We start from the raw sequence: 23,541 nt of genomic DNA, 5'->3' as shown, positions 1-23,541 counted from the left end.
TTTGCGGGGAACTGTTTTGGCGGGTTGGGAGGGGATGTACTGTCTTTGGTTCGTGTAGTGGGGTGTGGGTGCGTGTTCTGCGTGGTGTCGTCGGAGGTTGTGTGCTGATCGTGGTTGGAATCCGATACGTCTGGCTCGTGAGCCCTACAGTTATGGGCTCGGGGGCTGTCTTTTCGCATGGTCTCTGAGTGGCCTTGATTCGGAGGCCGGATGGAGACCGCCCCGACGTGTGACAGCACGTCGGACCCTTTGTGAGTCCTGTGAGACAATCTCCACGTGACATTCTAGTTGGATGCCTAATAATACTACTGATAGTAGCATCCGAAGGGTATCCTACCAACAGTTCCAAATACAGTGCTATCAACAGTATCATATATGTCCCCCGTTTCGAATTCGATAATGCGGTTGCAGCTTCCAACAGACCGACTAATCCTCGAGGAGCTGCAAGACGGTCGTAATCTTGGCGCAAATATCGCTGATGAGATCGACCGGCACAAGAAGACTGTCACAAAACGGCTCAATCAGCTCGAAGACTACAATATCGTTCGAAATATTGGGCGCGGTGTCTACGAGATCACTCCTCGAGGCGAAATCGCGCTCGCTCATATCGATGAATACGATCGGGACTCAGATCAGCTCGAAGCAATCATCGAATCTGAGATTGAATCAACTGAGTAAAGATGGTTGCTTCCTGTCTACTCAGGACGCAGTTACCTATTGGTGAACACGGACTCTATCTCTCGCACTATCCCGCAATGATATGGCCTTCATTCTATGTACAAACTGGAATGAAGCCATGCTCTGGGTATTTGCGTGGTGGAACCCAGTTATGCACACGATCTGACCTCATTCGTGTGCATATATGCGGAACGGATTTTGTTAGCGTGTGACTCCTGGGAATAGCAGACATCTCTCACCGGTATAAATGATAATCTTGATACTCAAACAGGAACTGGTTTCTCAGAAGTAGTTTAAAAATGAACGAAAATCAGTGTGGTTTCACTATTGATAACCTATCTGATTCTGTAAAATTCAAAATGCGTTTTGATGAGACTATACCTGATGAATCACCTGAGCCATGCCCACGCCCAACATGGAGAGAACACGACTACTGTATTTGGCATGCACCTGTTGACGGCAAGCCAGCTGAAGAACTACAGGATGCAATAAAGGGAGAAGGTATCGTTGGCACACCCCCGTTTGATTTCTTATACCTTTCTAACACCTCGTTAGATGGTGTGGACTTTTCTGGGATAGTTACAAACCATTCTGACTTTTCTTTTTCTGATCTGACTGGTGCAATAGTTACACCAGCAACGTTCAGAAATTGCAACTTCTACCACTCTAACCTTTCATCCAAAAGTTTATTTGATGGTAATTTCACAGGAAGTGATTTTCAACATGCAGATTTAAGCGATTGTAACTTAGATATGACTGACTTTTGCAATAACAATCTAAAAAATGCCGATCTCTCCGAAAGTCATTGCCACCGGACTGATTTTTCAGGTGCAAATTTAGAGGGTGCTATATTAGATAATACAGTAATAACTTCGGCAGATTTCCGGAGTTCGAAAATATTCCACACCTCACTTAATGGAGCAAGCATGACTGACTCTGCAGTCTTCGGTGATAAAGTAATCTATGAGAAAGAAGATGAATGGGGAAAAGCCATTTCTGTTTATCATAACTTAACACGCATCCACCATGAATCTGGATTTTTAGAATCAGCAAGAGACTACTACTACCGGGAAAAAGAAAGTCAACGTAAGAAGTACAGAGAAGGGGATAATAGCAAGAAGTGGCTATTTTCAGAAGCCTCCCGAATTATAACTGGATATGGAGATCGTCCGTGGCGTGTTATTGGTGTCGCGATTAGTATCATTCTCCTTTGGTCCGTCATGTATGCAATAATGGGAGGCGTACAACACAATGGCGAACAACTTCAGATAAATAGTATGTGGGAAGTGATAGATTACATATATTTCAGTACTATAACTTTCACTACACTCGGTTTTGGTGACTTCCAGCCATATGGGCAGGTTGCGCGAGTATTCGCAGGAGTACAAGCTGGTCTCGGTGCCCTAATGCTCGCATTATTAATATTTGTCCTTGGTCGAAGGATAACTTGGTGATCGGTGATTGGTGCTATACCTTCGTTTCAAGTGCTTCAACTGGAGATCCGCTGTGCGGAGGTGGGGCGGGGGCGGTGTATTTTTTCGGCTTTGTCCCCTTGGGGACAGTGCGGAAGCGGAGCGATCGAGTTGCTCAAGGCCTTTATCGAATTACTGACGACGGGGATGCCTTTCTAACGAGGAACTCGATGCAAGCGCACTCGAGCCAGTTGAAAACCCCGAATAACAGTAGTTGGGAATACGGTTTCCGTATTCAGAGTGGGACGTAAAACTCGTGTTCAATATTGGTGGTGCAAGTACCACTCAGTGCTTGACTCACCTCACTACGACTTGCTCAGTTCTCAGGCAGATCCAACTAGACTGTGCCGGCTTCCATTGTCTACCAGTTACGGGATGAGAGAAATTAGTGACTTTTTCACCAGTCTGCGTCCATCTTCTGTAAGTTCGCCTTTTGTCTTTCCGTTCATAATTGACCCTGGTGCGATCGTGTATAGTGCCCATGGCATCAGGTACGACGTGTTGTTGAAGGAGATGCCGTTGAGGTGTTCGTCTTTGAGTTCAGGAGTGGTTTGCTGATATTTTCCGGCGCTTGTCCCGATACACATCACGGTACAATCAGTGGCACTGAACGGGTGCGTATCGTGAGATAAGACGACAATCGGTCTCTGGGGATGGGCATCTGTTGGGTCTTGTGCCCAGCAAACATCTCCTGCAGATAGTTTACTCATCTACCTCTTCTAGACCGTCTTCCAGTTCTGCGAGTTCTGCATCGAGTTCCTCATCAGAACGGCCCTCTCCGATTTGTTTCTCGGGTTCTTCGGGTGTCGCGTCCGAATCACGGTGGTGACCGAACAATCGGTGTACTTGATCGAGGCTAGAGACATACCGTCGAATGTCTTCCCGGTCGCTCAGCGCGTGATAGTAGCCGTCGTCGGTTTTTCCGATGTAGCCGTCGTCATAGAGGCGTTTGAGTGTGGTTGTCGCGGTCCCTCGAGGGATATCGAGGGCTTCCTTCAGGTCCTGCGGGGAGTATCCCCACTCGGGATTCTGGTATAGATACGCCACGATATCTGACTTCGTCGTTCCTGGCCGAAGGGTAAGTTCGGGATCGTGGTCTTCGAGGAGCACCGGCATAGTGTACCCAAATGTAGTCGACTGTGTCATAAAGGTATTTCGGTCAGTTCGCAGGTGTACTTACCGAACAACCCTTTTCAGTGTCAGAACCCTTCTAAATAAAGAACTCATATTATTGATAACTTGAATGAATCTTTGTTCCGGCTATCTACTCAGGACGCAGTTACCTGCTAGTGAACACGGACTCTATATCTCGCGTTATCTCGCAATGATCTAGTCTTACTCCATGTGAAAGATGGAGCAAAGCTACTCTATAGGTAGTTGTATAGTGGATTCCAGTTATGCACACGATCAGTCCTCCTTCGTGTGCAGATATGCGGAACGGATTTTGTCAGCGTGTCACCTCCAGAGTAAACGCGGAATTAGGAGAAAAGTTGTTTTGCCTTTGGCAGATCCTCTAATATCTCATTCCGTAGGGTAACTAAGTACCCGTCAATAAGCCAAAATAAAAAGACGACAATTGGCATGACAATTAAAGTGGTGCAGATGACTATCACCGTAGGATTCTGAATTCCTAACGCTATCACCACTAGAGAAGCTATAATTGAAGGTAGAATTGGTGAAGCAATTATCACAATACACAGTCTAAAATGCTTACCAAATGATGTTTTATCTGTAAGTTCTGATGAGACACGTTCTCTGAGAGAATAGCTAGTTGATTGTGAATATTTTTCCATTTTATCCACCTCTGTAACTGCTAAAACTGGCAGACCAAATAGCGTGAGTATTGTGATGAGAAGAGAGAATAATAGCGCAAGTTCAGGAGGGGTCATCGCAGAGGTATGTCCTGTGTTATCAACAAGAAAATGGAGATAAAGGAATGTGTATACTATTGAAATATGCATGAATGTCAATATCGATATTGCTAAGACATATAACATTGAGAAACGTCCTAATCGTCGGGAAACACGGGTTTCGTTGCTATATCGCAAAGTAATACGCCTCAATTCACAGGATTGTGCACTTCTAATCGCTTGAAACACAATTAGAAATAAAATAGACACAAACAGTAATGTAGTTTGAACTGTCATCATAGCTACCAAGCGCACTTGAGTTTAATAATTTTGATGGAACAACTACCCTGACAACGGAATGGAATCGTCGAAATCAAATTTTCGCGCCCCCTGCGGGGCGGGTAGGGTCGTTTCTGCTCCGCTGGCGCGGAGCGGTGCGGTGTATTTTGATTGGGTGATGTTAATCACACCCCCACCCAATCACGGTTCCACGTGTTCCGACACTTCCTTTTTCCAACACAGCAATCTACACGAGATACCTCGAGTCTCCCCACTCAAACTCCATCGTACCATCAAGGTGGTCGAAGCCTGCCGTACTGCCCGTGAGTCCTCGAGTACGACTGCAACGAGTGCCTTCCCGCCCATCTCCGTAACTCGTTAACTCCCTCGAGAGGGTGTCGTAGAAGTCTTCCCACGATGATGATTACATCCACTTCTACGGTGAATTAGTCGATAAGTAGGTGTGCGAATCTACCGTTGGTATTTACATCATCTATCAGTGACACTGTCAGAACCGTGCTGAATGCACAGCGTAAGTCTTCAATGACCAATCAATGACGTCAGAACTGCCGATATTGTATTAAAATTTTGATGAAGCGCCATACAGCATTAAGTTGAGGCCGTTCAGTAATTCACCAGAGCTATAAATTAGAACGACGACTATTTCGATTCGAAAGCTATTTTAAACCTGATATTTTTTAGTTAAAGGATGAATCATTATTAGTCAATATCATAGGTTGAAACAATAGCCTTGGTGGGTATCTGCTGAAAATACCTACGGAGAGTGGGGCGAGATCCACGATTCATATGGGGTCCGATGAAACACTACTGACTAACCTGATAGGAGAAGAATAAGACAAATACTATCTATGAACGATATCATAAACGAGCACTTCAAACGCTTCGCACTGTCCGCAATCGCGATCGGCATTGTCGGATCGATTATCAACATGATCTTGACGGTCATTTTCTTCCCGCTGGGAATTATCGGTGCGTTCCTAATTCCATTGGCAATCGCATACGTACTCTTTATGAACGTTGCATTCATGGCCGACGAGATTGCAAAGACGGCATAAGGAATACCGACTTCCAGTTTTGGAACCAACGGCTTTGGTGAATCACTATATAGCGCCAGGTTAAGAGTTTTAGAAATATAGGGTAGAGCCCAATCATCCCGTTGTAATGAATTTCACAGGGGTTGTAACTGGAATTCCCTCAAAGTAGTACCTCAACTACAGGATTCTCCCAGGAAATTGAGGGAGTTCGATAGTTTGTCAAACTCTCGAGGTATGTTTGTCCACACAAGCCAACTACTAGGGCTGCATATATCCACTATATTCAGTAGGTGGTTTTGACATATTTTGGATAGATCGATATCCGCTTCAGTACCTGCTTGCCCTGTACTTGTCGAATCTGGGTTCCCACATGGTATAGGTATGAGACCCGTTATATGACACTCTCTCCCTCGAGACACCCCCCAACCCCAATCGCCAGTACATTCATTATTCCCAAAAACATTAGCTAAGGCACACGTCATGGGTACCGCTCACCTCGAGAGGCCGGCTAAAAGACGAATAGCCGAACCCCTTCTCGCCCCCTCGCAGTCCTGTTGGTGGCCGGGGTCGTCACCGAATCCCCGATTCTTTTTGATTCGGCCCTCGAACTGATCTGGCTCCCGGTCGCGATACTCGTTCCCGGACTTCTCGCGCTGTCCGTGCTGGTCGGTGCGCTGGCACACGGTATCCGACTCGGCTCGGCAGTTCTCGGTGCCTGCGATCGGATCCGTCCCGGTGACACGGCTGCGACTCGAGTCCTCGCCTCGGCCGTCCTCGGATCGCTTGCCGCGTTCGTCCTGTGGTGGGTCGGCGCAACCGTGTACGTCCACTCCCTGGCATCCGTCGGCGGGATTCGCTCGCTCGACTGGCCGCCGCTGTTCGGCGGTGTGCTGGGTGTCCTCGCGTTGGGACGGGCCGCGTTCTTTCGGGTGTTCCCCGAAGGCCCGCTGTCCCGGCTGTGTGGCCCGGCTCTCGAGTGAGACGACTGTTCATAATTGGGACGGTCTCCGTCAGTACTGCAATGGAAGTTCAAAATGCTCACATAATTAACGTTGGATACTCCGAGAGTAGACTGGGGTTCGTCGTCACACCGGGCTGCGATGAAGCTCGATATCGTCTTCGAGTTGTACAAGCGATCGCACCGGAGTCCGTAATCCGTTTCGATCGTTGACATCCTCCTCACGCTTCAGCGGCATGACGAGACGCAAAGCGTCTCGTTGCACCCGAAAACGCGAAGCGTTTTCGAGGACGAGGATTCCCGACCGCGGTTGAGATATTGTGGGTTACGCGTTCTCGGTCGGCTCCAACGGAAGACGCTCGGGATCGACATCTTCGTATGCTTTGTCAGAGCTCAAAATGGGATGGCCGCGATTTTCGGCAGTAGCAGCATGGAAGGAATCGAACGCGGTCATTCCGTCCTCGAAATAATTCACAGCCTTGAGTACGATCTGGCGTTCTTCATCGGTCTCAACGGGGACGATCTCAAGCATATTCGAGAACAGCTTGATGTAGTCGAACTCGTGGCGCTCGCTGATGAGCAGAAGCTCTAAATATGAATACGTGGAGGTGACGACGTCGTGCTCTTCTAACTCTTCCTCTGCTCGATCTTTTAGCCAGTCAGTGTCTTTGGCAAGGGCGAGGAGATAGTCTGTCTCGACGTACGCAGTCATTCCTCGCTATCCTCCACCGCGCGTTTCCCTCGATCGAATCCCGCTTCAGCATCTTTTTTGGCCTGCTCTTTCGCTTCTTCACGGAGCTCTTCTATCGCCTCACCCTCAAATGCGTCACCGGAAGCTTCACGAATCGCCTGAAGAGGGTTTTCGTCGATAGGGATGAGTTCGAGGCGATCCTCGTATTCAACCACGTGAAACCTCTCGCCATACTTCTGCCTCAGTTCTGAGGACAGGTACACCCGCCCGTGCGAATCCGTTTCCACTGACATAGGTATCAGTTTGTATGGCATGAATAAAGGTTTTATCCCAAATATCGGATGACTGTTCCATAGTCTGTCCTGTACTGGTATCATACTCGTACCCACTCACACCGGGGAGTGTCCCGAGTGTAGATATCTATAGGATTAGTGCAACACGACGACTCCGTTTGTTTCACGCCGAAACCGGTGACCCATCCGTTCACTACACCTGCCAACCTTTTGCTCTGCGTGCGGTCACAAAGCGACCGCACTCGGCAAAATCCTCAAAAGAGCGCGCCGCGCTCTTTTGGACTGGGCGATTCCTTCGGAATCGCTTGCAGTCGGCGCCCTGCGCCGACGACCTCGCGGGAGTTTCGCTCCCGCTTAGCTTCGATGAAAAGCACGTCGTCACCCCCTCAGCCGCGCCGTTGGCGCGGCTTCAAGGGATTCCTCGGCCCGCTCGCTCACTGTGTTCGCTCGCGGTTGGTGTGATATGTGTACCTTCTCCAACCTAACACACCAAAACACTCGAGCGATGACGGCGACCACATTGACTTCCTCGAGACACCCCCCAACCCCCAATCGACAGTACATTCATTATCCCCAAAAACAGTAACTAAGTCACACGTCATGGATACCGCTCACCGCGAGAGGCCGGCCACAAGACGAGTAGCCGAACCCGTCCTCGCCGTCCTTACAGTCCTGTTGGCGGCCGGGGTCGTCACCGAATCCGCGATTCTTTTCGATTCGGCCCTCGGACTGATCTGGCTCCCGGTCGCGATACTCATTCCCGGACTTCTCGCGCTGTCCGTGCTGGTCGGTGCGCTGGCACACGGCATCCGACTCGGGTCGGCAGTCCTCGATACCGGCGATCGGATTCGGCCCGGTGACACGGCTGCGACTCGAGTCCTCGCCTCGGTCGCACTCGGATCCCTCGCCGCGTACGTCCTGTTTTGGGTCGGCGCAACCCTGTACGTCCACTATCTGGCGAACGTCGGCGGTGTTTCCCCGTCGGTCTGGCCGCCGTTGTTCGGCGGGGTGCTCGGTGCCCTCGCGTTGGGACGGGCCGTGTTCTTTCAGGTGTTCCCCGAAGGACCACTGTCTCGACTGCGTGGCATGGCCCTCGAGTGAGCCGGCTTCCATGCGTACTGCGGTGTTCGTAAATCGGATGCTTTACTCGAGTGCTACGCTATTCGTATTCCTCCTTACCCTCAGTTGACTCACAGACAGCGGATGTGAGCACGCTGTCGACCGAATCTTTCGTCGTGGAGAGTACAGCCATCGTGTGCTCGAGAATATCGGCGTGGGAACTTGCGAGCGTTTTCGCGAGATCACTGTCCGTGTTCAATCGGAACGGTTTCGAGTTCTCGGTCGTCCCAGTTTGTTCGATCACGCCGAGAGCCACGAGGTTTCGGTGTTTCTTTTCGGGGAGGGCGTTGAGGCCGAGGAAATTACCGACGACGAGTTCGACGTTCGCGACCGCATAGAGGGGTTCGTCGACGCCGGGGGCGACCTACAGGCGTGTGGAACGTGTCTGGAGCTTCGCAACAGCGAGGAGAGCGAGTACTGCCCAATGTCGACGATGAGCGATCTGCTCGAGGTCGTGACGTCATCGGATCGCGTGCTGACGATCGGCTAGTCGGCGTCGAACGCTATTGTTCCCGGTATTCGTCCTGTTCCAGACGCTTCCGGCGTTGCTCGAACTCCTCGTCGGAGAGGTTGCCGCGCGCGTAAGCGATGCGAAGTTCCTCGAGCGCTGGGTCTTCTTCAGTTTCCCGGGGGCTGACGACGGCTCTATATAGCAGAGATCCTCCGACGAGGAGTATCAGAAGGAGGGGAAGCCAGGCGAGCAGCCACATCCACGTTCCGGCGGGTCCGGTCTGTGCACCGTCGTTCCACATGTGTCCACCACCCCACATGCCCATCATCGGCCAGGCGAAGACCATCAGCAATAGAGGTACGAGTACGACGGTCGCGACGACGAGCACTACGATGCGGAGGAAATCGGAATTATCGGCCATAGCTTGCACTGTGACTGCCACGGGGTTAAAATCCAAGTGCTATTTCGAGTCGTTCACAATAGCCAAAACGTTCAAGGGGCGAGTTTTGCACTCAGGCCGGCGGCACGAGCATCACGTTGCCGTTCGCTCGAGCGACCAGCTCCTCGGAAACGCTGCCGAGTAACAGCCTGCGCAACCGACTGTGACCGCGCGATCCGACGAGGATCGTCGTCGGATCGACGGTATCTTCCACGGCGAGGATTTCGTCGGCCGGATCACCCTGTCGAACCTCGATTCGGGTGTCGATGCCCCATCCCTCGAGTTGGTCGGCCAGCTCTGCCAGCCGCGTTTCGGGGTTGTCCTCTGCGAGCCCCGGATCCTTCGGCGTCTCGACGTGGACGAGTGTCGCCTCCTGGGTTGCGTGACGCAGGTACGAGAACGCCTCGAACGCGCGCTCGGCGTTTTCGGAAAAGTCCGTCGCGTACAGTAACCGCTGGAAGAGGTGCTGTCTGAGGACTGATGGCTCCTCGGCCTCGCGCTCGATTCGGTTGACGAGCAGCGGCGTCTCGGTCGTTCGCGCGAGGTTACGCGCCGTCGAGCCGATAACGCGGTTCTCGAGCGGGCTCTTCCCGCGCGAGCCGACGACCGTGAGGCTTGCACCGATCGTTTCGGCGATGCCCCGAATCCGACGGTGTGGCGTTCCACGGACGACGTGAACGTCGACGTCGAAGCCGGCGCGTTCGATGACGCGTTCGTAGTTCGCGATCGCCTTTCGGCGTCGGTTCTCGAAATCGATGCCGGGCATGCCCGCGTGGACGTTCGACGGAATTACCGTCACCAGATGCATCTCGTCGACGCCGATTCGACCGAGACACTCGAGGCAGGTCTCGTTCTCGATGGTCGCCTCGCTGGCGGCCGAGAGGTCTGTGGCGAGTACCGCTTTCATACACCCCGTAGGTTCCCACGCCATAATATTGTTTGGGTTCTCCAATATTCAAATTGATTCGGACGGCCAGTTGAGGATTGTGAACGGTAACTTCATTTACCACGATGTGTTTTCCAGGAACGGTAGCACTACCCGCGAGCGCTCGCTCACAGATCGCTCCCGCGATCGACCACAGACGTGAGCGCATCCAAAACTGCAGTATCTTCCATATATGACGCGGGCGACGCGCCGTCTCAGCGCGCACCGGGATGAGATTGGGACGTTATATCTCGATAACTTATTCAGATATTCTCGTTGGATAGGTGTGGCATATCCTGTAGTAATATTGTTCTATGATCCCAAAAGCATTATACACACTCTCCGGGTATAGAGTAATGAATAGAAATCCATGAGCCGCACACTATCAATCGTGAACGGAGGTCGGAACGCATGATCGAGTCTGCAGCGTTCCCCCCATCGGTACAGGCGACGCTCCTCGTGGGCGTCATCCTCGTTCAGGCCATCGCTCTCTACGTCGGTTACGGTGCCCTCGAGCGAGTCGCAACGCCACTGATCGAAACGATCACGAACGCCTAATCGATGGAGATACTGGGACTCAGTCTGACCCTGCTGGTGCTGTTCGTGAGCTTCGGCTTCATGGTCGGAGTTTTGTTCGGCTTCTTCGGGATGGGCGGCTCGTTCCTGATCACGCCGACGCTGTTGCTCCTCGACTATCCCGCCTCGGTCGCAATCGGGAGCGGACTGGCGTTTTACTTCGGAACCTCCGTGATCGCCGTCCTCAAACACTACGACATCGGGCAAGTCGACTACAAGCTCGGCGCGATCCTGTTCGTCGTCCTCTCGATCGGGATCGAACTCGGCAGCCGGCTTGTGTTCGGCTTAGAAGCGCTCGGAATCGCAGACCTCGTCACGGGCGTCGCCTACGTCGTCCTGCTGGCGGGGATCGGCGTGCTGTTCCTTCGCCGAGCCGCCAACCTCGAGAATGAGGACGACGACGGCGACGAAGACAGTGTCAGTGACGATGAAATCCCGGCGATCGGCCAGAAGATTCAGTCGTACACCATTCCGCCGATGATCTCGCTTACCTCCGGCGGCCGGGCGTCGGTGTGGACGATCGGGGGTGCCGGCGGGAGCGTCGGTCTCGTCTCCGGGTTGATCGGCGTCGGCGGCGGCTTCATTCGCATGCCCGCGATCTACTACCTGATCGGGACGCCGTTGACCGCAGCTGTCGGGACCAGTCTCTTCGCCGGGCTGTTCTCGGGCGCGTTCGGAACGTTTACTTATGGTATGTCCGGCAGCGTCGACCTGACGGTCGTCTCTCTGTTGCTGGTCGGCAGTGCTCTCGGCGCGCGAATCGGCTCGGCCGCGACGACGATGGTCGACGAGGACGACGTCATCGTCTACTTCGGCCTCATGATGGTCTTGGCCAGTGGCGGAATTGCGCTCTCGGAACTCGCGAACTGGCTCGGAACGGGCGCACTCGATCTGGTGAGCGTCCTCCTGCTCGTTGGCTCATCGTTTTTCGTCGCGTCGATGATCCTCTATAAGGTCGTTCAATCGGCCGGTGCGGATGACGCGGGCGCACAGCCAGCCGCCGACGGTCGTAACTGATGAGCACCATGGATCGTCTGTACAGATTTGAAGACCCAACTTTCCCGCCTGAACGCCCCCGTATTCGGCCATGATGCTCGTCGCGACCGTCGCGCTCGTGCTCGTCCTCGGTGTCACCTCCCGCGTTCTCGCGGATCGCCTGCGGATTCCGAGCGTTCTCTTTCTGATCGTCGCGGGGATTACGGTCGGACCCGAGGTGCTCGGGCTCGTTTCACGGGAGGCGTTCGGCGGCGGCCTCTCGGCGATGATCGGTGTTAGCGTCGCGATTATCCTCTTCGAGGGCGGGTACCACCTTCAGCTCGACAAACTCCAGGAAAGTCCGATGGCACTGACCCGGCTGGTCACCGTCGGCGCGGCACTCACCTGGCTCGGAACGGCCGCCGCCGTCGTCGTTTTCCTCGAGACGAGTCTCGAAGTCGGCCTACTGGTCGGCGCGCTATTGATCGCGACCGGTCCGACCGTGATCGGGCCCATTCTGCAGGTCGTCACCGTACGGGACCACGTCGCCGCCGTCCTCGAAGGCGAAGGCGTGATCAACGACGTTACCGCGGCGATTCTGGTCATCGTTGTCTTCGAAGTCCTCGTCGCCGGGGATGGGACGCCGGCCGCGCTCGTCAGCGACTTTGCGATGCGGTTAGCCGTCGGACTCGCTGTCGGCGCGCTCGTAGCGGCAATCGTTTGGCTCCTCCTCGAGCGCGGACGGTCCCGTCCGTGTGCGGCGCCGCTACACGCCCGGCTGATCGTTCTCGCCGGAATCGTCGTCGCCTACGCCGGTGCTGAAACGATCGCCAGCGAGACCGGCATCGCCGCTGCCGCGATGGCCGGGTTCGCCCTCGGCAACGTGGATCTGCCCTACCACGAGGACGTGATCGACTTCCTCGACGATCTCTCGGTCGTCGTCCTCTCGTTTATCTTCGTCGCGCTGGCAGCGTTGATTGACTTCGCGGACATCCGCGCGCTCGGGCTGGCGGGTCTCGCCATCGTCGGCGCGGTCACGCTGGTGCTTCGCCCAGCCGTCATCTATCTCTCGACGACCGACGCGCGGTTTACGCACAACGAACGGCTCTTCTTGAGCGTCGTCGGCCCGCGCGGGATTATCCCTGCGAGCGTCGCGACGCTGTTCGCCGTCGAGTTGCAGGCACTCGGCCGGCCACAGGAGGCCCAACTGCTCGCCGGAACCGTCTTTCTCATCATCTTCTCGACGGTCGTCCTCCAGGCCGGCCTCGCACGACAGATCGCGGACTACCTTGAGGTATCACCAATGCGCACGATAATCGTTGGCGGAGGTCGAGTCGGCCTCTCGCTCGCGGAACGGCTCGAACAGGACGGAGAAAACATATTGCTGATCGATCAGAACCCCAACGCGGTCGAAAAGGCCCGCAAACGCGGCCTTTCCGCGCTCGAGGGCGACGGTACCGACGCCGACGTTCTCGAGGACGCGGGCACGGACAATACGAAGACGGTCATTGCAACCACGCCCGACGACGACGTCAACCTGCTCGTCTGCCAACTCGCGAAGACGACCTTCGATGTCGAAAGCGTCGCCTCCCGGGTCAACCAGCCCGACAACGTCGACGCCTTCGAATCGCTCGGCGTCCACGCGATCGACCTCTCGATGGCGACCGCGTGGTCGCTCGAGAACGTCCTCGAGCGGCCGTCGCTGTCGGCGTGGATGAACGAACTCGGCCGCACCGGCGACGTCCAGGAAATCGAAGTGACGGCCACGGACCTCGTCGGGAAGACGATCGCCGACCTCAACGCGGAGATCCCCGACGGGGTCATCGTCGGATTGCTCACCCACCGAGACGGTGCGACGGAAGTCCCGACGGGCGATCACGAACTCCGGGATGGCGACCGCGTGACGTTCCTCGGCCAGGTCGACGCCGTCGATCGTGCCGTCAAGCGGTTCCACCCCCACGACTGAGATGGGCTGCTGTACTGGTTTCGCGCGCAACCGTTGCCCAAATCGCGGTTGCGCCGGAACTGACGTTCAGTGGTTCAAGTGGTGCGCTCACCGTCCTCGTCAGCCGCCCCAATAGTGTTGTGCAATGGGATGTATTGTCTATGGGATACACAACTATCGCCTCTTAGGGAGCCTCTCGATACTGTTCCGTTCAATCCTTGCAGCTGAGTCGACGGTTTACTCGACGCCGCGCCAGTGAGCAAGACGTCCTCGGGGTTGACCAGGCCATTCGCGGGATACTCGCGTAAATGCGCAAACGCAACCGCGAGCGTTAGTAGTCGACGAACGCCGGCGACCACACAACGGTTCGCTATCGATCATCGGAGCCATTTCCTCAGGATCGACCTCCGACAGGTGATAGTTGAATTGTCCATCTTGTGCAGTACACACAAAACCTTTAAACACAGTCGGACCCTACGAAGGAGTGATGACAACTGACGCGTACACTGGATCAGCCGATAATCCGATCGACGAACCGCTTCACGTAGAAAGCGCGGCGCACCTCGACGAAATCGTCGACGAACACGACGTCGTACTTGTCGACTTCTTCGCGACGTGGTGTGGCCCGTGCCAGATGCTCGAGCCCGTCCTCGAGAACCTAGCGAGCGAGACAGATGGCGTGATCGCGAAGGTCGACGTCGACCAGCACCAGCAGCTTGCAGGTTCCTACGGCGTCCGGGGTGTCCCAACCCTCGCACTGTTCGCGGACGGCGAGCAAGTCGAACAGCACACCGGTGCACTGCCGGCTGACCGACTCCGTGAGTTGATCGACAAATACACCGAATGAACGAGATCACAGATCAGCACGTCCATGAAATAGTGATCGTCGGATCGGGGGTTGCCGGACTCTCAGCCGCGGTTTACGCCGCGCGAGCTGACCTCGAGCCACTCGTGCTCGAGGGACCCGAACCGGGCGGCCAGCTGACGTTGACGACCGACGTCGAGAACTTTCTCGGGTTCCCGGAGGGAATTGGCGGCATGGAGCTAATTCAACGAGGAAAAGAACAAGCCGAACGGTTCGGCGCCGAGTTCGTCCACGACACCGTCGAAGACGCGACGCTCGACGACCGGCCGTTCGAACTCGTTCTCTCGAACGGGGATCTGCTTCGGACGCGTGCGCTGATCGTCGCGACCGGTGCCAGCGCTCGGTGGGTCGGAGCCGAGGGCGAGGACGAACTGATGGGCTATGGCGCCTCGACGTGTGCGACCTGCGACGGCGCCTTCCACCGCGGCGACGACGTACTCGTAATCGGGGGCGGTGACTCGGCAATGGAGGAAGCACTGTTCCTCACGAAGTTCGCCGACAGCGTCACGATGGTCCACCGCCGCGACGAACTGCGCGCCTCCGAGGTCATGGCCGACCGGGCTCGCGACCACGACGCGATCGCGTTCCGCTGGAACACCGAACTCGTCGAGATCCACGGCTCGCGAGAGGAAGGTGTCACCGGCGCGACCCTGGTGAGCCACCCCGACGGTCACCCGAAGGAGAAACTCGAAGCTGGCACCAAGGTCGAGCGCGAAGAGGTCGATGTCAGCGGCGTCTTCTACGCCGTTGGACACGTTCCCAACACCGACTTCCTCGAGGACACGCCGATCGATCTGGATGATAGCGGCCACCTCAAAACCCGAGAGGGGATGACCACCGAGACGACCGTCGAGGGCGTCTTCGCCGCGGGCGACGTGATGGATCCCGACTACCGGCAGGCGGTCACGTCAGCCGGCACCGGGAGCATGGCCGCTCTCGACGCCGAGGAGTGGTTCGAACGGCAGGCAGTCCGCGAGGCTCCGGCGGCCGCCGAAGCGACAGCCGACGACTAACCTGGGACGTCGAGATCCCTGTATCCATAGGGCATTCGAAACCGGGGGACGCACAGCTGTCACTCAGGAACGCTCTTTCAACCGGTTAGCGAGTCGGGAACGAGTCGGAAATGATAAACGCGATCTCGTCGCGGGGCCGATCGAAGACGCCGACCATCGGAATGTCTACGGTCCATATTCCCTGGACCGTGCCCGACTCGTAGGGCAGGTCAGTAAACTCCTCGAGAATGCCAGTCGCGATGATGCTTCGCCATCCCGCGTCTGTCTCGCCGTACGCGACGAACGAGACGGGGTTGTCGACGATATCCTTCTTTCCGATCGCGAGCAGGAACGAGAGTCGGAAGTAAAAGGTCTCGACTTTGGAATCGTATCCGTACGAGACCGGGAACGACGCCAGTGGCTCGTCGTGTTCGGTTGCACAGGAATTCGTTGCGTTCGTCTTTCGACGGGTGGACCCACCACGTTAACAACGAAACCGTCGTTCACGTCACACTACTAGCTTCATCTACTGGTCGAGACAGAGACCGACGCTTTCACGCCTCGACACGTCCCTTCGAGAACTCTGGCTCGAATGTTGTGACCATATGAGCGCATTCGCGATTGGGGATACCCACTACGAGAAGCCGTATGACGAACAGGAGCCAACGATCCGCCTCGGCGGTGGACGACAGTCTATGGACGTCTCCGTCAACTCCACCGTCGGAACGGTATCTAATGAGGAGTTTACCGACGAATACGACGTTGGGTCGACGACGGTCCAAAGTGCGTCCAAAGTAGATCTGTGAATGTACCGCTGGTACATCTGTCAGGATGAGGTAAATTCGGGCTGGATACAGAGCGGGAATCTCACAGACCATCACGAATCGTTTCGGCGGGTTTCCTGTGTTGAATCGCTTCGATGAGCTCGGCCTCGAACTCCGTGGCTGCGTCTGCGAGGGATTCGAGAGTCTGTTTCCCTTCCGCACGTGGCTCCTCGACGACGTCCCAGTCCAAACTAGCTGGTTCGGCGCCAACGTCGAACCTGTCGAGTGGAACCGGTTCGGCCACCTACAAACCGTGGACGTTCGCGTCGTTTTGAGCTGTCAACTCGAGGCCGTCGTGAACCGCTGTCTTCGTCAAAGCACTGCCGTCAGTCGGTATCTGGATGGTGTCGCACACGTGAGGGCCTTCAAGGATACTGATGTGGATTTCGGGTAAAGCAGTTGGCACTACCTCCTCGGTCACGGGAATCACCCATCGATCCATAACGAAGAACATCGACGGGAGCAGCATCCGGACGATCGAATTACGTGGTGACTACACACCAGATACGCCTGTGATTCTTTTACGTCCTGTAGCAACAACGGTACTCACTACCAATGATCGACGAGACAGCAAAGACGGAGGGGACAATACTGGTACCGATCGCGAATACGGAGACAGCAGAGCGGCAGTTAGACATAGCGATCGATCTTGCGATCGATCAGTCGTACGAAATCGTGCTTTTGTACGTCCTCAGCGTTCCGTCGCAGTTGTCCCTCAAGGATGGGCACCAATACCTCCTCAAAGACGAGAACGAACAGTTGCTCGCAGACGCCGCCGAGCGCGTCGAATGCCACGGCGTTCCCGTCGACACGCGGATCCGAATCGCTCGCGGCATTGCCACCGGAATCGTCGGCGCCGTCGACGCCTACGAGGCCGATACGGTCCTGCTTGGCTGGCGCGGCCGTCCGCCACGAGGTGACGTTGTACTGGGGAGCCACCTCGATACCGTCCTGCGAAACGCCACGTGTGACGTCCTCGTCAAGCGGATCAAGACGCCGACCGACGACGTCAACTCCGCTCTCGTGCCGGTCGCCGGCGGGCCACATGACAGCTTTAGCGCCGAAACTGCCGCCGCGATCGCTCGCCGTCACGACGCGTCTGTCACCCTGTTGTACGTCCTCGAATCGGACGATCCTGAGATGTCGCGACCAGAAGCGGAAGCACTCCTCGGCGAGACGGCAGGGACGTTCGACAGCGCCCAATCGATCAGTCGAGAACTCGTCAAAAGCGATAACGTCGCAGGGACGATCACCGACCGGACGGCTACCCACGATATCACCGTCCTTGGGGTCTCGAGAGGCGGGATCGTGCAGCGACGGCTCCTCGGGACCATCTCCGAGGCAGTCGGACGACACGCTTCCGGAACGGTCATACTGTCAAAGCGGTACGATCCCGTTCCATCGCGGCTCAAGCGGCTGTTGTCGTGATGTGATGGCAAAAATCGAGCTCGGTGGCGGTCTCCGATTTCGATCTTCGATCGCTGTTCGAATTGCTCCCGTCGGGGCTCCTCGAATCACTCAGCAGTGTTCAGATCGTACGGCGTCGGCCGTTCGCCGTTCGAGGACGGTGAAGACCCCATCAAAAATACATGCCGACTGAACGATGCCGTCTTCGTCGACGATCGAACACGCAGTCATAGTGTTGTAGGTAGCTAACACGCAGTCATAGTGTTGTAGGTAGCTATGGCGTTCGGTAGGAAAATGCTGCAGGGTTCTCCCGATTTCTGGGAGATCTAGCGGTTCCGTCTGATCGTGACGAACGGCAATACAGGAGCAGAAACATGTGACACGTGTAGAGTTGAGTAGTCCGTCGCCGCCGTTCGATCGTGCTGAATCTATCGGGCTCGAACGTAACACAGGAAGCAGCCGACGGCAACCGCGAACGCGATTGTTGCGTACAGCACGTCCTGAAACGACAACAGCGTCGCCGCGAGGACGAAGGCACTCGAGAGCACGGCATAACCCAGCCCCGAATCGCCCGTGGTGGGTTCAACGGGGTCGGTCCTAACGACGAGCTCGCCGCGCTCGAGCTGACCGAACACGGTATCGATCCGTGCCGGCAGTCCTGTCACGACTGGCGCGGACCGCCGAACGTCGTCTCGGAGGTCCTCGAACAACACCTCGAGTTCGCTTTCGATGAAGCCGTGATCGACGAGAAACGACCGCGTCGCAGCCAGAAAGTCGAACTCCGGATCGAGGCTCCGACAGACACCCTCGCCGACGGTGCTGACCCTGACGAGCAACATCACGTTCGGCGGAATCCGGAACGGGAAGTCGTGAAGCATCGCAAACAGTTCGGTGATGATCGCACGCCAGGTAATTTCCGAACGCCCCTCGAGCGTCTCGATCACCAGCTCGAGGACGCGACGAACCGCCACCCGATCGACCGTCGGCTCGAGAACCTCGAGCGCGATGAGGGCGTTTACCAGGCCGTCGACGTCCCGTCGGACGAGCGTCCGGTACAGGGCGGTGATGTCGGCCTGTTCCTGCTCGGTGAGCCGCTGACTCATGCCGTAGTCGTAGATGACGAGCCGTCCCGCGTCTGTGACCGCGAGATTACCCGGATGCGGGTCGGCGTGAAAGACGCCATCAATGAGCCCCATCCGCAGGTACGTTCGCGTGATCAGCGTCGCCATCTCGGTTGCGCCGAGTCCCGTATCGTCGAAGATGTCCTCGTTCGTGATTTTCGTCCCTTCGACGTACTCCATTGCGACGATCCGCTCGGAACACAGTTCCGGATATGTGTCCGGGACGACCACCCGGTCGTTGTCGGCGAGGTTGTTGCCGATCTCCTCCATCACCGCCGCTTCGCGCTCAAAATCCAGTTCGTCGCGGATAATCTCCTCGAAGTCGTTCGCGATGTTCTCGAGCGAATATCGCTGACGTTCGTCCGCGAACACGGCGACGAGCGGGATCAGTCGGCGGATAACGCGGAGATCCCGCTCGATCATCGAGACAAGGTCCGGACGACGGACCTTCAGCGCGATGCGTTCGTCCTCGTACTCGGCGGTGTAGACGTACGCGAGTGAGCCGCCGGCCAGCGGCGTCACCGCCTCGAGATCGATGACGTCGTCCAGTTCCGCTTCGACGATGTCGAACGGGTCGCCGCCGGTGTCCTCGGGGACCTCGTCTTGCAGGCTCGAGAGGACCTCGACGTAGAGCGGTGGGACAATATCGGGGCGCGTCGAGAGAACCTGCCCGACCTTGATGAACGCCGGCCCGAGATCGAGCATCGTCTGGGTCAATTTCTCGGCGCGCTCCCGATGTACGGTCTCGTCGACGGAGCGTGGGGGACCGAACAGCAGGAATCGGCGCTGGTCTCTGAGAAGCGCGATCGCGACCGGAAGGAGTCGAACGAGAACCTGCACGTACCGAGAGTAGAATCTCATCGTCGACGAACACCGGGGCCAGCGATCCGATGGTGATCCATAACCGATCGTTGACCGAGATGCTACTAATAGCTGACTGGTTTACCTGCTTCGGGACTGCGGATTCATGTCGGCCGTGGTCGTAGCTGTCGCTATGTACCGTACGATCCTCGTCCCCGTCGACGGTAGTCTCGCCTCGAACGACGCGTTCGCGTGTGCCGTGTCGCTCTCACGAGCGACCGGGGCGACCATCCGGGCTGTGTTCGTCGTCGAACCGATCGAGTACGACCTCGCGGCCAAAGACGCGTCGGCTCGAACGGCCGCCAGACAGCGCGGTCGTGAGACGCTGTCGTCGGTCGTCGGGTCAGTTACCGACTCTGGCCTCACCGTCGACCGTGACGTCCGCGAGGGCGTGCCGTATCAGGAAATCGTCGCGCTCGCACGACGTGGAGCCGATCTAATCGTGCTGGGGACCCGCGGCTCGACGGCAGATACAGGGCTGGGAAGTACGATCCAGCGCGTGTTCACCACGGCGGAGACGCCGGTTCTCGCCGTGCCGCCGGACGCGTCCCTCCCCGATGACGGGCCGCGACGTGTCCTCATCGCGACCGACGGGAGCGAGATCGGGTCCCGGGCGGCTGATCACGCGCTCGAACTCGCCGATCGCGTCGGGAGTGCGGTCGACGTCCTTCACGTGATCGACGAGACGAACCCCGCACTCGCTGACCCGTCCCAGCCGATCGCGGAACTGGCCAGAGAGGGCGGTCACGACGTCGTCGAATCGATCCGCGCCGACGCCTCCGAGCGTGACCTCTCGGTCACGATGACCGTCATGCGGGGCGTTCCGGGGACTGCGATACGCTCACACGCGAGCAACGCTGACGCCGACCTGATCGCCATGGGCACTCGCGGACACGCAACGCCGTCAGGCCAGTTACCCGGAGGAACGACCGCGCGAGTGTTGGGCCAGGCTGACCGACCGATTCTGCTCTGTGGGTAGTCATACGGACCGCTGGAAGTCGGTATCGGCATAGCTGCAATCCGTCTGCGGTTGCGCCGGGAAGTCGGGACGACAGCCGTCTCACTCGTCGTCGGGATGTGCGACCTCGAGGTCAAAATCGGCTTCCGGGAAGGCAACGCAGGTCAACACCCATCCGTCCTCAATCTGCTCATGATGGGGACTGAGAGTGAATCGAACTTGGTGCGGTTCGTCGTCGGAAATGTTTCCCAGCGAGCCGTTCCGAACGCGGCTGTGCCGGTGATGACCGCCCGAACGATCGAGAGCGGGTCTGCAGAGCGACCACGCGTTCGAAACAGTATCCAGTAACTACCTATTTCATCTCTGTTCGTCCCAGCTACCGCCGACAATATTTCATTTCCGATGGTATTTCCCCGCCCTGAAGCGCGAGGCATTCTCCTTGATTCTCCGTAAACTTTTGGAAAGACTCCTACGCTGTATAGGCAAGCTCGTATTAGGGAGCGCGAACACGCTGAAACAGTCCAAATATATCATAAAAGTTCCATCTGGTCGGTATCGACATAGCGATTCGACTCGCCACAACGCGCCGCAGAATAATGCAGTCATCAACATGTTACTCGACCCGGCACGGCGGCCTCGAGTGCGACGCATGCGGTCAGAAAAAGGCGGCGACCGCGAGAACGGCGAGCAACGCGTGCCAGACGATGGCTGTCGCTGCGACCCGCGGATCGGACGCCGGAACCGGTGGGTTACGAAATATTGCATCGTAGACGAACAGCGTCGCGACGGCCGTCCCAACGAACAGTCCGGTCTGGAACCCGAGGGCGGTCGCGATGCTTAGGAGGAACCCGCCTAACAGGCTTCCGGCGATACCGACGATGATCTTGTCGTAGTAGTCAAGCATGGGACTCCCTTCACACCAAGATATGCACCTGACACATAGAATCCTTCCGCCGATTCTCGTCAACGAGGAATTCGATGCTCCCGAACGGGGCGCCACACCCAAGACTGCGAAGTTCGACTAAGAGGAAGTCGTTTAGGGAATATATATGGACTCGACCTGCCAACAACATGTATGCACGTCCTCGTTCCGTTCGACGATAGCGATCCCGCGCGGGAAGCGCTAGAACATGCGGTGACAACGTATTCCGCTATAGATCTCACCGTACTTCACGTCGTGGAGCCGTCGATCGTGACCGACTGGAGCGACAATGCGAACGATTCCGATGCTTCGTTTCCCATCACTGCCGAGGACATGGCCGTCGAGTCGGTGTTCGAGTTCGTCTCGACAATTGCAGACGAACACGACACCACCATCGCGACCGAAGTTCTCCTGGGCTCACCGTCGCGAGCTATCGTCCAATTTGCGGAGGGGAACGACGTCGACTGGATCGTCGTGGGATCACACGGTCGTACCGGCGCGTCTCGCGTGTTGCTCGGAAGCGTGGCGGAACAGGTCGTCCGACGCGCGCCGGTTCCAGTAACGGTCGTTAGGTAACGCGAAACGTGCAGTCGCGCTCGCTACCGTCGGGGCAAACAACTTACAATATAAATGTGGGCAAATGTATAAGTCTCGCGATCCGGGAACCGTTGTTGCGAATGTACTTCGCTTACTCGGCATTGGTGTCGCCGAGAGTTGCAATGTTTCGAATTCGTTTACCGAGAGAACTTTCGGAAACTATCTCGAGTGAAGACCGATCTTCGGGAGGGAGGTCCATCGGGGTATTGGACACTCGTCAGTGACGCTTCGGCTGCTTGAGAACGAAAACGATCAGTACGGTGGCCGCTGTGCCTGCACGACTTCCGCGAGTTGCTGGTGTTCGTTGGCGAGCAGTTCGTTGAGGTCGTCGACCGTGATGATGCCGGACAGCTGGCCGTCGCTGCCGACGATCGGCAACCGCCGGACAGCGTGCTCGCTCATCAGTTCTGTTGCCCGGTAGAAACCGTCATCATGGTCGACTGTACACAGGTCTGTCGACATCACGTCCTCGGCGGTGATACCGTCGGGATGTTCGCCATCCCCGATTACCTGGAGTGTGAGATCGCGATCGGTGACGATCCCGACTGGCTTGCTGTCCTTACAGATGACGATGCTGCCGACGTTCTCGTCGGCCATCGCCGTTGCGAGTTCTTGTACTGCAGTGTCAGTGGTTGCTGTTACGACATCGCTACGCGCGAGGTTCTCTATTGGCATGGTTCGTGTCCCCGTCCCACTCTCGTGCGTATAATACTGGGGATCGTATCGTGCTGACCGGCGACGATGTCGAACGCGACGACGACTGGTTGGGCATGATCAAACGACACGGCGAGAAGCACGGGACGGTGACGGCGATTTCCGGTCTTCTACAGCGAGGACTACCCGGTCAAACTGCTCGAGCCGCTCTGTATCGTCATCGCCTCGCTCGTCGTCGGTCGGACGAATTGGGTGATCTGGGACGGCGATGTCGCCTTCGATCGACGCGAGATCGACTGCGAGGGCTATATCGCCGATCTGCGCCGGACGGTCTCGGACGACGCCTTGCTTGCTGAGTACACCGACGAAGCCGTCGTCACGCGAACTCGTCAATCCTGTTCGTGTTCCTGGAAACCTCCGCATCACCTACGAACGTATCATGCGGTTCGCGTCGATCTTTTACCGATTTGAATCCCGTAAAACGCTCGCGATCCTCGGTCTCTTTTTGGCCACCGCAACGGTCGGCATCGTCGCACTGCTGCTGGTCGCCGGAGTCGTCACGTACCTCGCACGCGACCGCTACCACGCGCTTGGAGTCGACCGGCGGACGTGACTATTCGCGGTTCCCTCACTC

30 protein-coding genes are annotated in these 23,541 nt (G+C 56.6%); 17 read left to right on the top strand and 13 right to left on the bottom strand.

Annotated features, from left to right (window positions below; all coding sequences use genetic code 11):
• Positions 1-399: 399 nt before the first annotated feature.
• Positions 400-678, top strand: a complete 279-nt coding sequence (locus ACYQ14_RS19640; RefSeq protein ID WP_459890669.1) for a hypothetical protein — start codon at positions 400-402, stop codon at positions 676-678.
• 299 nt (positions 679-977) lie between these two features.
• Entirely contained in the window at positions 978-2,132 is a 1,155-nt protein-coding gene (locus ACYQ14_RS19635; RefSeq protein ID WP_459890667.1) for a pentapeptide repeat-containing protein, read from the top strand.
• Between the two features lie 386 nt (positions 2,133-2,518).
• On the opposite strand, the gene ACYQ14_RS19630 is transcribed toward ACYQ14_RS19635, so the two are convergent.
• The 3 genes from ACYQ14_RS19630 to ACYQ14_RS19620 all read right to left on the bottom strand — a co-directional run bounded on the left by ACYQ14_RS19630 (position 2,519) and on the right by ACYQ14_RS19620 (position 4,039).
• Complete coding sequence (locus tag ACYQ14_RS19630; protein ID WP_459890665.1) at positions 2,519-2,860, bottom strand: type II toxin-antitoxin system PemK/MazF family toxin; 342 nt, start codon at positions 2,858-2,860, stop codon at positions 2,519-2,521.
• Positions 2,853-3,266, bottom strand: a complete 414-nt coding sequence (locus ACYQ14_RS19625) for a MarR family transcriptional regulator (RefSeq protein ID WP_459890664.1) — start codon at positions 3,264-3,266, stop codon at positions 2,853-2,855. The genes ACYQ14_RS19630 and ACYQ14_RS19625 overlap by 8 nt, the downstream gene beginning before the upstream one ends.
• A gap of 362 nt (positions 3,267-3,628) precedes the next feature.
• On the bottom strand, positions 3,629-4,039 hold the full coding sequence (locus ACYQ14_RS19620; RefSeq protein WP_459890662.1) for a hypothetical protein: 411 nt from the start codon (positions 4,037-4,039) through the stop codon (positions 3,629-3,631).
• A 1,109-nt stretch (positions 4,040-5,148) separates the two neighbouring features.
• Between ACYQ14_RS19620 and ACYQ14_RS19615 the strand changes: the two genes are divergently transcribed.
• Both ACYQ14_RS19615 and ACYQ14_RS19610 read left to right on the top strand, forming a co-directional pair.
• Entirely contained in the window at positions 5,149-5,355 is a 207-nt protein-coding gene (locus tag ACYQ14_RS19615; protein ID WP_459890660.1) for a hypothetical protein, read from the top strand.
• A gap of 536 nt (positions 5,356-5,891) precedes the next feature.
• The gene (locus tag ACYQ14_RS19610) at positions 5,892-6,314 is read left to right on the top strand and encodes a hypothetical protein (RefSeq protein ID WP_459890658.1); all 423 of its coding nucleotides are present in this window, start codon (positions 5,892-5,894) and stop codon (positions 6,312-6,314) included.
• Positions 6,315-6,617: 303 nt separating this feature from the next.
• On the opposite strand, the gene ACYQ14_RS19605 is transcribed toward ACYQ14_RS19610, so the two are convergent.
• Both ACYQ14_RS19605 and ACYQ14_RS19600 read right to left on the bottom strand, forming a co-directional pair.
• Entirely contained in the window at positions 6,618-7,004 is a 387-nt protein-coding gene (locus tag ACYQ14_RS19605; protein WP_283838982.1) for a PIN domain-containing protein, read from the bottom strand.
• Positions 7,001-7,276, bottom strand: coding sequence for an AbrB/MazE/SpoVT family DNA-binding domain-containing protein (locus ACYQ14_RS19600; protein WP_283838981.1), 276 nt, complete (start codon positions 7,274-7,276; stop codon positions 7,001-7,003). The genes ACYQ14_RS19605 and ACYQ14_RS19600 overlap by 4 nt, the downstream gene beginning before the upstream one ends.
• Positions 7,277-7,876: 600 nt before the next feature.
• Between ACYQ14_RS19600 and ACYQ14_RS19595 the strand changes: the two genes are divergently transcribed.
• Both ACYQ14_RS19595 and ACYQ14_RS19590 read left to right on the top strand, forming a co-directional pair.
• Positions 7,877-8,377, top strand: a complete 501-nt coding sequence (locus ACYQ14_RS19595; RefSeq protein ID WP_459890656.1) for a hypothetical protein — start codon at positions 7,877-7,879, stop codon at positions 8,375-8,377.
• A gap of 250 nt (positions 8,378-8,627) precedes the next feature.
• On the top strand, positions 8,628-8,885 hold the full coding sequence (locus ACYQ14_RS19590) for a DsrE family protein (protein ID WP_459890654.1): 258 nt from the start codon (positions 8,628-8,630) through the stop codon (positions 8,883-8,885).
• A gap of 13 nt (positions 8,886-8,898) precedes the next feature.
• Here the strand turns inward: ACYQ14_RS19590 and ACYQ14_RS19585 are convergent, their stop codons facing one another.
• Together ACYQ14_RS19585 and ACYQ14_RS19580 are read right to left on the bottom strand one after the other, a co-directional pair.
• Complete coding sequence (locus ACYQ14_RS19585) at positions 8,899-9,267, bottom strand: SHOCT domain-containing protein (RefSeq protein ID WP_459890652.1); 369 nt, start codon at positions 9,265-9,267, stop codon at positions 8,899-8,901.
• A gap of 91 nt (positions 9,268-9,358) precedes the next feature.
• Positions 9,359-10,192 (bottom strand): universal stress protein, encoded by an 834-nt coding sequence (locus ACYQ14_RS19580; RefSeq protein WP_459890650.1) that lies wholly within the window; start codon positions 10,190-10,192, stop codon positions 9,359-9,361.
• Positions 10,193-10,621: 429 nt separating this feature from the next.
• Between ACYQ14_RS19580 and ACYQ14_RS19575 the strand changes: the two genes are divergently transcribed.
• The 5 genes from ACYQ14_RS19575 (at position 10,622) to ACYQ14_RS19555 (ending at position 15,584) form a co-directional block, all read left to right on the top strand.
• Positions 10,622-10,768 carry a DUF7512 family protein gene (locus ACYQ14_RS19575; protein WP_459890648.1) on the top strand — a complete coding sequence of 49 codons (147 nt, stop codon included), beginning with the start codon at positions 10,622-10,624 and terminating at the stop codon, positions 10,766-10,768.
• A 3-nt stretch (positions 10,769-10,771) separates the two neighbouring features.
• Positions 10,772-11,803, top strand: coding sequence for a sulfite exporter TauE/SafE family protein (locus tag ACYQ14_RS19570; protein ID WP_459890646.1), 1,032 nt, complete (start codon positions 10,772-10,774; stop codon positions 11,801-11,803).
• 73 nt (positions 11,804-11,876) lie between these two features.
• Positions 11,877-13,727 (top strand): cation:proton antiporter domain-containing protein, encoded by a 1,851-nt coding sequence (locus tag ACYQ14_RS19565; RefSeq protein WP_459890737.1) that lies wholly within the window; start codon positions 11,877-11,879, stop codon positions 13,725-13,727.
• Between the two features lie 466 nt (positions 13,728-14,193).
• Positions 14,194-14,553, top strand: a complete 360-nt coding sequence (gene trxA, locus ACYQ14_RS19560; protein ID WP_459890644.1) for a thioredoxin — start codon at positions 14,194-14,196, stop codon at positions 14,551-14,553.
• Positions 14,550-15,584, top strand: coding sequence for an NAD(P)/FAD-dependent oxidoreductase (locus tag ACYQ14_RS19555; RefSeq protein WP_459890642.1), 1,035 nt, complete (start codon positions 14,550-14,552; stop codon positions 15,582-15,584). The genes trxA and ACYQ14_RS19555 overlap by 4 nt, the downstream gene beginning before the upstream one ends.
• Before the next feature lie 85 nt (positions 15,585-15,669).
• On the opposite strand, the gene ACYQ14_RS22115 is transcribed toward ACYQ14_RS19555, so the two are convergent.
• Positions 15,670-15,981, bottom strand: a complete 312-nt coding sequence (locus ACYQ14_RS22115; RefSeq protein ID WP_488193337.1) for a hypothetical protein — start codon at positions 15,979-15,981, stop codon at positions 15,670-15,672.
• Positions 15,982-16,168: 187 nt separating this feature from the next.
• Between ACYQ14_RS22115 and ACYQ14_RS19550 the strand changes: the two genes are divergently transcribed.
• A complete protein-coding gene (locus tag ACYQ14_RS19550; protein ID WP_459890640.1) occupies positions 16,169-16,369 on the top strand; it encodes a hypothetical protein in 201 nt (66 codons plus the stop codon).
• Positions 16,370-16,430: 61 nt separating this feature from the next.
• Here the strand turns inward: ACYQ14_RS19550 and ACYQ14_RS19545 are convergent, their stop codons facing one another.
• The gene (locus ACYQ14_RS19545; RefSeq protein ID WP_459890638.1) at positions 16,431-16,577 is read right to left on the bottom strand and encodes a hypothetical protein; all 147 of its coding nucleotides are present in this window, start codon (positions 16,575-16,577) and stop codon (positions 16,431-16,433) included.
• Positions 16,578-16,942: 365 nt separating this feature from the next.
• On the opposite strand from ACYQ14_RS19545, the gene ACYQ14_RS19540 reads away from it, so the two are divergent.
• Positions 16,943-17,815, top strand: coding sequence for a universal stress protein (locus ACYQ14_RS19540; protein WP_459890636.1), 873 nt, complete (start codon positions 16,943-16,945; stop codon positions 17,813-17,815).
• A 407-nt stretch (positions 17,816-18,222) separates the two neighbouring features.
• On the opposite strand, the gene ACYQ14_RS19535 is transcribed toward ACYQ14_RS19540, so the two are convergent.
• Positions 18,223-19,776: an ABC1 kinase family protein gene (locus ACYQ14_RS19535; RefSeq protein ID WP_459890634.1), complete on the bottom strand. Its 1,554-nt coding sequence runs from the start codon at positions 19,774-19,776 to the stop codon at positions 18,223-18,225.
• Between the two features lie 133 nt (positions 19,777-19,909).
• On the opposite strand from ACYQ14_RS19535, the gene ACYQ14_RS19530 reads away from it, so the two are divergent.
• Entirely contained in the window at positions 19,910-20,755 is an 846-nt protein-coding gene (locus tag ACYQ14_RS19530; protein WP_459890632.1) for a universal stress protein, read from the top strand.
• A 51-nt stretch (positions 20,756-20,806) separates the two neighbouring features.
• Entirely contained in the window at positions 20,807-21,082 is a 276-nt protein-coding gene (locus tag ACYQ14_RS19525; RefSeq protein WP_459890630.1) for a hypothetical protein, read from the top strand.
• A 307-nt stretch (positions 21,083-21,389) separates the two neighbouring features.
• On the opposite strand, the gene ACYQ14_RS19520 is transcribed toward ACYQ14_RS19525, so the two are convergent.
• On the bottom strand, positions 21,390-21,638 hold the full coding sequence (locus ACYQ14_RS19520; protein WP_459890628.1) for a DUF8015 family protein: 249 nt from the start codon (positions 21,636-21,638) through the stop codon (positions 21,390-21,392).
• Positions 21,639-21,809: 171 nt separating this feature from the next.
• Between ACYQ14_RS19520 and ACYQ14_RS19515 the strand changes: the two genes are divergently transcribed.
• Entirely contained in the window at positions 21,810-22,232 is a 423-nt protein-coding gene (locus ACYQ14_RS19515; protein ID WP_459890626.1) for a universal stress protein, read from the top strand.
• A 273-nt stretch (positions 22,233-22,505) separates the two neighbouring features.
• On the opposite strand, the gene ACYQ14_RS19510 is transcribed toward ACYQ14_RS19515, so the two are convergent.
• Positions 22,506-22,928, bottom strand: a complete 423-nt coding sequence (locus ACYQ14_RS19510; protein ID WP_459890624.1) for a CBS domain-containing protein — start codon at positions 22,926-22,928, stop codon at positions 22,506-22,508.
• A 99-nt stretch (positions 22,929-23,027) separates the two neighbouring features.
• Positions 23,028-23,300, bottom strand: coding sequence for a hypothetical protein (locus tag ACYQ14_RS19505; protein ID WP_459890622.1), 273 nt, complete (start codon positions 23,298-23,300; stop codon positions 23,028-23,030).
• Between the two features lie 46 nt (positions 23,301-23,346).
• On the opposite strand from ACYQ14_RS19505, the gene ACYQ14_RS19500 reads away from it, so the two are divergent.
• Positions 23,347-23,520, top strand: coding sequence for a hypothetical protein (locus ACYQ14_RS19500; RefSeq protein WP_459890620.1), 174 nt, complete (start codon positions 23,347-23,349; stop codon positions 23,518-23,520).
• Positions 23,521-23,541: the final 21 nt, after the last annotated feature.

The organism is Halostagnicola bangensis, from assembly GCF_054653435.1.
Note: the sequence above shows the minus strand (reverse complement) of the source record. Positions and strands in the feature narration are given on the sequence as shown.